Source organism: Gracilimonas sp., assembly GCF_035704785.1.
Classification (GTDB): Bacteria; Bacteroidota; Rhodothermia; order Balneolales; family Balneolaceae; genus Gracilimonas.
In genome coordinates this window covers 1-7,765 of sequence record NZ_DASSWP010000122.1, presented here as the reverse complement: position 1 = coordinate 7,765, position 7,765 = coordinate 1, and the positions used below count along the sequence as shown (strand labels likewise).

11 protein-coding genes are annotated in these 7,765 nt (G+C 42.3%); 2 read left to right on the top strand and 9 right to left on the bottom strand.

Annotation, left to right across the window (positions count from 1 at the left end; all coding sequences use genetic code 11):
• The 3 genes from VFM80_RS07385 to VFM80_RS07375 form a co-directional block, all read right to left on the bottom strand.
• Nucleotides 1-161, bottom strand: a 161-nt coding sequence (locus VFM80_RS07385; RefSeq protein WP_395071054.1) for a universal stress protein, incomplete at its 3' end; no start/stop codon positions are given.
• Between the two features lie 95 nt (nucleotides 162-256).
• Nucleotides 257-1,006, bottom strand: coding sequence for a glucose 1-dehydrogenase (locus VFM80_RS07380; protein WP_395071052.1), 750 nt, complete (start codon nucleotides 1,004-1,006; stop codon nucleotides 257-259).
• Between the two features lie 169 nt (nucleotides 1,007-1,175).
• Complete coding sequence (locus VFM80_RS07375) at nucleotides 1,176-2,354, bottom strand: alpha-hydroxy acid oxidase (protein WP_395071050.1); 1,179 nt, start codon at nucleotides 2,352-2,354, stop codon at nucleotides 1,176-1,178.
• Nucleotides 2,355-2,640: 286 nt separating this feature from the next.
• On the opposite strand from VFM80_RS07375, the gene VFM80_RS07370 reads away from it, so the two are divergent.
• Complete coding sequence (locus VFM80_RS07370; protein ID WP_395071048.1) at nucleotides 2,641-2,967, top strand: DMT family transporter; 327 nt, start codon at nucleotides 2,641-2,643, stop codon at nucleotides 2,965-2,967.
• 78 nt (nucleotides 2,968-3,045) lie between these two features.
• Here the strand turns inward: VFM80_RS07370 and VFM80_RS07365 are convergent, their stop codons facing one another.
• The 6 genes from VFM80_RS07365 to VFM80_RS07340 form a co-directional block, all read right to left on the bottom strand.
• Nucleotides 3,046-3,567, bottom strand: coding sequence for a hypothetical protein (locus VFM80_RS07365; protein WP_395071046.1), 522 nt, complete (start codon nucleotides 3,565-3,567; stop codon nucleotides 3,046-3,048).
• The gene (locus VFM80_RS07360) at nucleotides 3,564-4,064 is read right to left on the bottom strand and encodes a VOC family protein (protein WP_395071044.1); all 501 of its coding nucleotides are present in this window, start codon (nucleotides 4,062-4,064) and stop codon (nucleotides 3,564-3,566) included. The genes VFM80_RS07365 and VFM80_RS07360 overlap by 4 nt, the downstream gene beginning before the upstream one ends.
• Nucleotides 4,065-4,092: 28 nt before the next feature.
• Nucleotides 4,093-4,950 (bottom strand): SDR family oxidoreductase, encoded by an 858-nt coding sequence (locus VFM80_RS07355; protein WP_395071042.1) that lies wholly within the window; start codon nucleotides 4,948-4,950, stop codon nucleotides 4,093-4,095.
• 36 nt (nucleotides 4,951-4,986) lie between these two features.
• On the bottom strand, nucleotides 4,987-5,652 hold the full coding sequence (locus tag VFM80_RS07350; protein ID WP_395071040.1) for an NADPH-dependent F420 reductase: 666 nt from the start codon (nucleotides 5,650-5,652) through the stop codon (nucleotides 4,987-4,989).
• A 144-nt stretch (nucleotides 5,653-5,796) separates the two neighbouring features.
• Nucleotides 5,797-6,372 (bottom strand): Crp/Fnr family transcriptional regulator, encoded by a 576-nt coding sequence (locus tag VFM80_RS07345; RefSeq protein WP_395071038.1) that lies wholly within the window; start codon nucleotides 6,370-6,372, stop codon nucleotides 5,797-5,799.
• Between the two features lie 135 nt (nucleotides 6,373-6,507).
• Nucleotides 6,508-7,047 (bottom strand): YceI family protein, encoded by a 540-nt coding sequence (locus VFM80_RS07340; protein ID WP_395071036.1) that lies wholly within the window; start codon nucleotides 7,045-7,047, stop codon nucleotides 6,508-6,510.
• 422 nt (nucleotides 7,048-7,469) lie between these two features.
• On the opposite strand from VFM80_RS07340, the gene VFM80_RS07335 reads away from it, so the two are divergent.
• Nucleotides 7,470-7,765, top strand: a 296-nt coding sequence (locus VFM80_RS07335; protein WP_395071034.1) for an alpha/beta fold hydrolase, incomplete at its 3' end; no start/stop codon positions are given.

Here is a 7,765-nt window from a genome sequence, read left to right as displayed (position 1 = left end):
AGCTGCTTCAGGCTTTCCCCAAAATATCGGAAGGATGGAATAACGTGAATGAAATCAACCTTGGCATCATATCGGCCCGCTATTTGCTGGGCATGACTGTAGGCCTTGGATGCATTATCGGAGAAGTCTGTTGGGACTAATATCTTTTTAATTTTATACATGGCAATATTTTTTTGATATGGTTTATAAAGAAATGCTCTGCAACCAAATACTTATATATTTATAATAAGGATTAGGCTAAATAGAACAAAGAATATTAGATTGCATTATATCCGCCATCAATTACTAATTCAGATCCTGTTGAAAATGATGATTCATCGGACCCCAAATAAATAGCTCCCTGAGCAATCATTTCAGGATCTCCAAACCTACCCATAGGAGTTTTGTCGATCATTTCACTTGGATCGGGTACGAGTTTAATAAGTTCAGTATTGATATATCCTGGATGTATCGTGTTAACCCTTATACCAGTTTCCTTTTGGGCCAAATGAAGAGCGGCTGATTTACTAAACAATCGCACCCCACCTTTGGAGGCCGAATAGGCCAGTAATTCTGAATCTCCGACTAAACCTGCAACAGAGGACATGTTAATAATGGAACCTTTATTTCCTTTATCTATCATAGCCTGAGCACCATATTTCGTGCCTAAAAAGACGCCATCAAGGTTTATACTTAACAGTTTTTTCCAATCTTCAAATGAGGTGGTCTCGATATTTCCATGGGTCCCCACTCCGGCGTTGTTGACTACAATATCCAGCCGCCCAAATTTTTCAATGGCTTCATTAATTACCGATTTCCATTGTTCCTCGTTTGCCACATCCAGTTCAAGGGCAACAACTTCAGAACCGTTACTGGCTATTTCTTTTTTTACTTCTTTAAGCTTTTCCATATTTACATCACTGATAGCCAGAGATGCTCCTTCTCTCGCATACCCTTCAGCTATTGCCTTACCTAAGCCTTGTGCTGCTCCAGTTATCAGGGCTACTTTATTTTCTAAACGTTTCATAATACTCACTTACATTTGGTTATGATTTAAATTTTTATGCTAAGATTAATTTACCGTATGGCCCATCCATTCTCCTTGACTTCTGCTAAGAAAAACCCTTGATAAATCTCAATAAAAAGCCTGTGAGATAATACTCACAGACCTTAAATGACGATCCTGATTATTTTACCTATCGTTCCCAGCTATCCGGTAAGTCCACAAATGAAGGATCAAGTTCATGAATTGATTTCACTCCTAAAAATGCCAGGCCCTCTTCGATCTGTTGGTGGAAGAGGTTCAGAATGTGTTTTACTCCCGGTTCTCCGGCTGCTAATAATGGATAAAGATAAGAACGGCCCAGAAGAACGCCTTTGGCACCCAAAGCAACTGCTTTAAGTACATCGGTTCCACGGCGAACACCACTGTCTATCAAAACCTCGATATCATCCCCAACTGCTGCTACAATCTCAGGCAGAACCGGCAAAGTGGACACACTTCCATCCAGAACGTTTCCGCCGTGATTTGAAATTACAATCGCATCAACTCCTTCAGATACCGCACGTTTGGCATCTTCTACAGTTAAAATTCCTTTGAGTACAATGGGGCCCTCCCAGTGTTTTCGAATCCAAGGCAAATCCTCCCAGGCAGGAGTTTCTTCATAAATTTTCGCAATACCCTCGAACAGTCCCATAGGTGTTCCATCCTCGCGGAGCCCCATTGCAACTTGTGGTTCCTTAAGACCCGTTTTGATATAGTCCCACAACCAGCCAGGTTTGTTCCATACCTGTGGAATAAATTTAAAGGCTTCCTTGAGATTGACTCCTAATGGAGCTTCTGCTCGATAGGGGTAAAGGGTATCTTTAGGCCGGGCAATGGTTGGAGTATCAACGGTAAGTACCAATCCATCTACACCGGCTTTTTTTACTCGTTCAATAATTGGGGCAGAAGCATCACGTCCTCCAACATAATAAAGTTGGTAGTAGACCGGCCCGGTTGCAGCTTCCATAATCTGTTCAATAGGCTGGGAAGTTACTCCACTTACAAACTGAATGGTCTCGGCTTCCCCGGCGGCGCGGGCTACACCCGTTTCACCATCCACATGGCCAACACCAAGAAAACCAACCGAAGAAACAATGGCCGGCATGGATACTTTATGGCCTAATATGGTTGTTGAAATGTCATGGCTTTTATGGAAGACTGCATTCCTTGGCCGAAATCGCACTTGCTCAAAAGCTTGTACGTTCGTTTCGGCGGTGACATTCGATCCACTACCTGCTTCAAACATCTGAAAAATGCCTTTTGGGACTCTTTTCTTCGCAAAGTATTTAGCGTCTTTTACGGAAAGTATTTTGGATTCTATGTTTTTCATGATTGCTCCATTGTTAATGTTTTATCTAATTTTATTTAACATTAAACTATATAGAACAAACCCAATACTCCTTGACTTCTGCTAAGAAAAACCCTTGACAAATCTCAATAAAAAAGCCTGTGAGGTTATCACTGCTTTAAGGATCTTATTACTTTGACAATAACCCCGTTTTCTTCATTTTATATTTAGAAAAGAGGATGCACTCAAAAGCTATGAAGCACAGAAATCTTGATGGGCGTTTATGAAATGACAATGTTAGCTAACATCTAAAAAAGACACATAAATAATGAACTGGATCATATTAACGATTGCCGGACTTTTTGAAGTTGCTTTTGCATTCTGCCTGGGAAAAGCGAAAGAGGCGGAAGGAAACGAAATGTATTTATGGTATATGGGATTCTTTGTAACCCTTTCTGTAAGTATGGGACTTCTAATCAAGGCGACTCAAACTTTACCCATTGGAACGGCCTATGCCGTTTGGACCGGAATTGGAGCCGTTGGTACTGTGTTGATAGGAATTTTCGTGTTTAAGGAACCAACCACTTTCTTAAGACTTTTCTTCTTAACAACATTGATAATGTCAATTGTGGGATTAAGGGCTGTTTCACAATAAAATGATGAACCTGTAAGCCAACAAGTAAGTACTTACTAACCGTTAGCTATCACGTCATTATTTCGCAAACAAACCATTTCAACTGAAAGATGCCTGTTCGTCTAACACAAAGAAGACCAAGTCTGAATCTTCGTTACTTTTTAGATCCAGTTTCTCATCTTTGATTACAATAGAATCACCTTCTTCAATGGTTTTTCCGGTGCTTTTAATGGTGAGGCTTCCATCAAACACATACAGTAAACCGGTTTTACCTTTTAGATTCGGAGTTGGTAAAGCACTGTCTTTTTCAAGGCGGACATCATAAAACAGCACTTCACTACGGAATACCATGAAATACTTGTTGTGGATGCCCAAATCATTTTCATCACTGTCTTTGTGATGCATGGTTCCTTTCCGCAAATACGATAAAATCTCCTCATTTTGATGCATGTGCATGGGTACCAAGGCGCCGGCTTCAAGGGTGGCATGTTCCAGCCGACCAATTTGGGCAAGACCGTGATCGTCCCAGTCGGGAAGCAATCGGCCCAAGGGCAAAAATCGGGATGTAAAAGGCCCGCGGCTTACTTTTCTGCGGGTGTTTGCTTTGGAGATGTGTATCATTTTTCATTCTCCAATTCTTGCAACAAGCCTTCTATATCCAGCTGCTCAGTTACCATTTTCACTGAACCTTCGTCGGTATATTCCCATTCTTCTTTGGGACGGTCTCGGTAGAGTTCTACGCCGTTTCCATCCGGGTCATTCAGATAAATGGCTTCCGAAACCCCATGATCACTGGCTCCGCTGATGGGATAGCCTTCATCGATCAATCGCTTTAGAATGATGGCCAAATCCTTCCGCGTGGGATACAAAAAGGCTGTGTGAAATAATCCGGCACTATTGCGTGGTGCAGGCGGGCCGCCTTCACTGTGCCAGGTATTCAAACCAATGTGATGGTGATATCCGCCGGCCGACAGAAAAGCAGCCTGGTCACCGTACATGGTGGTCAGCTCAAAACCCAGCAGGTCGCGATAAAACTCGAGTGCCCGGCCCAGATCAGATACTTTCAAATGTATGTGTCCAACAAAAGTTTTGGATGGGGCGGTGTAGTTCTCTTTCATGATTATTGATTTTTTGAATGAATGTTGGCTATTGGTTCACGAAGTTTTTGATGAAAGAATCGAGTCCGGTCGGTTTGCGTCCAAGCAGCTTCTCCATATCATTAAAAGTGAAATCCAGCGCACCGTTGACGAATGTTTCGGCAGTCATGACGCTCATGGCAATTTGCTCTTCGGGTAAACCGATTTCTTCCAGTGTATTTTTAAATTTTGAAATAGAAACATCGGTATAAGAGATTTGCTTGCCAGAAGCTTCACTCAGAAATTCGGCAATCTGATCAAGGGTGTAGGCCTGGTTTGAGGTAATTTCATAGATACGGTTCTCATGTTTTTCGGGATCAGCCAGTCCATTGGCCAGTGCATCGGCCATCTCTGAGCGGAGGGCTAAATTGATGGCTTTGCCGTTTGAGGGAAATGCCCACTGTCCGGATTCCAAAGCATTACCCAGAAATAAAGGCAGAAACTCCATATAGAAGGCATTGCGATAAATCGTGTAGGGGATGCCAGACTCTTTTATGAGTTTTTCGGTTTTGGCATGGTCTGGCGAAAGAGGACTTAACTCTTTTTCGGCTTTTACAATACTGGTATAAAAAATCTGGCTTACACCGGCTTCTTTTGCCGTCTTAATAACGTTGCTGTGTTGTTGAGCCCTCCCTTCCAGCGTACTTGAGGATATCAGTAGCAAGGTGTCAATTCCCTGAAGGGTGTCTTCGATAGAGGGATAATCAGTGTAATCGCCAATCCTGATTTCCACACCTTTTTTCTTTAACTCGGCCCCTTTTTCTTCACTTCGGACAAGTCCCGCAATTTCGGCATCGGGTTTTTTGTCCAGTAAAAAGTTAATGGTTTTTGTTCCTAAGTTTCCGTTTGCTCCGGTTATAAGTATCATAGTCTCAAGTTGTTTGTTGTTAATATTATCGTTGATCTAGTTATGAAGTATCTTCCAGCCGGCATGCCACTCATAGCCATTTTTGATTGTGAGTTGCATTAGGAGCAGTTGCATGCGTTCAAGCGTACCACTGACCGACAGGCCGCCGGCAATAATTGGATTGAATCCCGCCGTTTCCACAAGTTCAGCGACGGTTTGTAATGCTTCCTCGTTATCACCGGCAATAAATGCATCGGTCTGTTTCCCATCGATGACCGGCTGCTCAAAGTCGGCTGCAAATGTGGTGTTGAAGGCTTTAATGACCTTCGAATGAGGCAGCCATTGTTGTAGTTCTTCAGCAGCACTTGTATCGGGTCTTGTTGTCAGTTTTCTGAAATCTTTATCTACCGGATTAGCTATACTGATCACAATTTTTTGGGTTGCCACATCCCGGATTTTATCGGCCAGTTCTTTTTCAGCTCCATGGGGAACGGCAAGAATTATAATGTCCGCTTCCCAACTAGACTCATGGGGGCAACTCATGTGTTCAAAATCAGCCTCCGGATGATTCTCCTGGATGTCTTCTGATAAAGAACCTAACTGTTCCGATGACTGGTCAAAAAGAAGAAGGCGATAGTTGCCACCCGCAATGCTTTTGGCTATAGCGGAACCCATATTTCCACCGGCTCCGATAATGGCAATGGTTTGTTTGGTAATAGACATAATGGTTATTCAGTTTACAGTTAAAATTTGATTCACTGTAAACTTACCTAACCTGTACTCTCTTCCCATTGATATGTGTTAGGAAAAACCCTTGATATATATCAAGAGAATTGCCTCAACGATTAGTAAATGGGGAGCTGTGTTTTAACGGTTGAAGTTTCCACGCACCCGGCTCAGTGTTTCAGGGCTAACACCGAGGTAGGAAGCCACCAGGTTTAGTGGGACTCGGTTTAAGAATGCCGGACTTTCCTCAAGCAGGCGTTCGTATTTTTCTTCAGCAGTAAGTCCCAACGCATTTTCCACTCGCTGCTGGAGGGCTACATATGCATTCTGAACGATGATGCGGTGATAGCGTTCGTAGGCGGGAATTTCTTCCAAAAGTTTATCGTGATTTTTCCGATCGAGCACAAGCAGCTCACTGTTTTCCAAAACCTCAATATGTAACCGGGTTGGCTTTCCGGTGAAGAAACTAAGTAAGTTTGCCATCCACCATCCCTCGAAGGCAAAACGAATAACATGTTTGCTGCCGGATGAATCCACGGTGTAAGAATAAAGAGCCCCTTTCTCAACAAAAGCCAGCTCTCTGCAAACATCCCCCTCCTGCAGCAGGAATTGTCGTTTGAGCATGCGCTTGGGTCGGAAATTATTCCTGCACAATTCCCACTCCTCGTCAGTTAATGAGGCGTGTTCCTGAATGCTTTCTTTTAGCAGCTCATACATATATTTATCGGCTTAATGGATTTATTTTACTCACTAATAACCGAAAATGTACTGGGAAATATCAGAAAATAAAAAAGCGGATATCCTATTTAAGGATATCCGCTTAGTATGCACCTGGTTCGTTAATTGTGAAAATTAATTCTGGATTAACTGAACGTTCAATTGCAGGTTAATTTTATCACCTACAACTACGTTCCCTGCTTCAGTAACGGCACTCCAGCTCAGCCCGAACTCTTTCCTGTTGATTGTTCCGGACACTTCAAATCCTGCTTTGGTTTGTCCGTAAGGATCGCCAACGGTACCGCCGTGCACGACCTCCAGTTCAATTTCTTTGGTAACGTCACGGATTGTCAGGTCGCCGATAACTTTATATTCGCCATCACTGGTCTTTTGAAAGTTTTTAGACTCAAATTTTAGTTGTGGGTATTCTTCAGCATTGAAGAAGTCATCCGACTTCAGGTGCTGATCACGGTCTTCATTATTAGTTGTAATGCTATTGATATCGGCTGTGAAAGATGCTGTAGCATTTTCAAAATCCTGCCCGTCTACTTCAATTTGTCCATTGTAGGAACCGAAGCTTCCGGTAACGGTCGAAATAACCAAGTGCTTTACTTTGAATTGTACTTCTGAGTGGGTCGGATCAATTTTCCATAGTGTTTTAGTTGCAGTAGTCATAATAGATGTGGTTTGATGTTAAAATGTTTGTTCAGCCTCAACTTACCGAAGCCTTACAGCAACACCATTGATATTTGACAGGAAATACTCTTGATATATGTCAAGAGGTGAGGCAACTTAAAACTCATAAAAAATCTGATAAGAAGACTATTTTACAATTATGGGAACAGCAAGCTTAGCCTAAGTGATTGGATATAAAATCCGGCAAACAAATCTTTCATTTACCTTCCTTTTAGCCATTCAAATTAAAACTTAAATCTACACTTATTGGTCAACAAACGACATTTAAGAGTATTAGAGTGAAGACTTTTGCTTTCTTCCGGGCGTACAGTAAAAGCCGGTAAGTATAAAAACTTACTGGCTTTTTCTATTTTGGCCGTATTTTGCTACCCTTTGTGCGAACAAAAATATCATTACAAGCAATGAAACCAATATTATTTCTGCACGGCGCACTCGGAACTTCGGATCAACTCAAGCAGCTTGTTGAACAGTTGGATTTTCGCCAGCCTGTACACCTGTTCAATTTTGAGGGGCATGGTTCTGAAACTGGTATATCAAGGTCGTTTCGAATTGAACATTTTGCAGAGAATGTGCTGCGCTATATGGATGATAAAAAGATCGAACAGGCAGATTTTTTCGGGTATAGCATGGGTGGGTATGTCGCCATGTATATTGCAAAGAATAATCCTCAAATGGCCGGAAGGATCGCCACTTTAGG

Bases quoted from the DNA above. Each gene is read 5' to 3' on its own strand.
- VFM80_RS07350 (WP_395071040.1), bottom strand. From the start codon at position 5,652: ATGTCTATTACCAAACAAACCATTGCCATTATCGGAGCCGGTGGAAAT.
- VFM80_RS07365 (WP_395071046.1), bottom strand. From the start codon at position 3,567: ATGATACACATCTCCAAAGCAAACACCCGCAGAAAAGTAAGCCGCGGG.
- VFM80_RS07380 (WP_395071052.1), bottom strand. From the start codon at position 1,006: ATGAAACGTTTAGAAAATAAAGTAGCCCTGATAACTGGAGCAGCACAA.
- VFM80_RS07345 (WP_395071038.1), bottom strand. From the start codon at position 6,372: ATGTATGAGCTGCTAAAAGAAAGCATTCAGGAACACGCCTCATTAACT.
- VFM80_RS07375 (WP_395071050.1), bottom strand. From the start codon at position 2,354: ATGAAAAACATAGAATCCAAAATACTTTCCGTAAAAGACGCTAAATAC.
- VFM80_RS07360 (WP_395071044.1), bottom strand. From the start codon at position 4,064: ATGAAAGAGAACTACACCGCCCCATCCAAAACTTTTGTTGGACACATA.
- VFM80_RS07370 (WP_395071048.1), top strand. From the start codon at position 2,641: ATGAACTGGATCATATTAACGATTGCCGGACTTTTTGAAGTTGCTTTT.
- VFM80_RS07340 (WP_395071036.1), bottom strand. From the start codon at position 7,047: ATGACTACTGCAACTAAAACACTATGGAAAATTGATCCGACCCACTCA.
- VFM80_RS07355 (WP_395071042.1), bottom strand. From the start codon at position 4,950: ATGATACTTATAACCGGAGCAAACGGAAACTTAGGAACAAAAACCATT.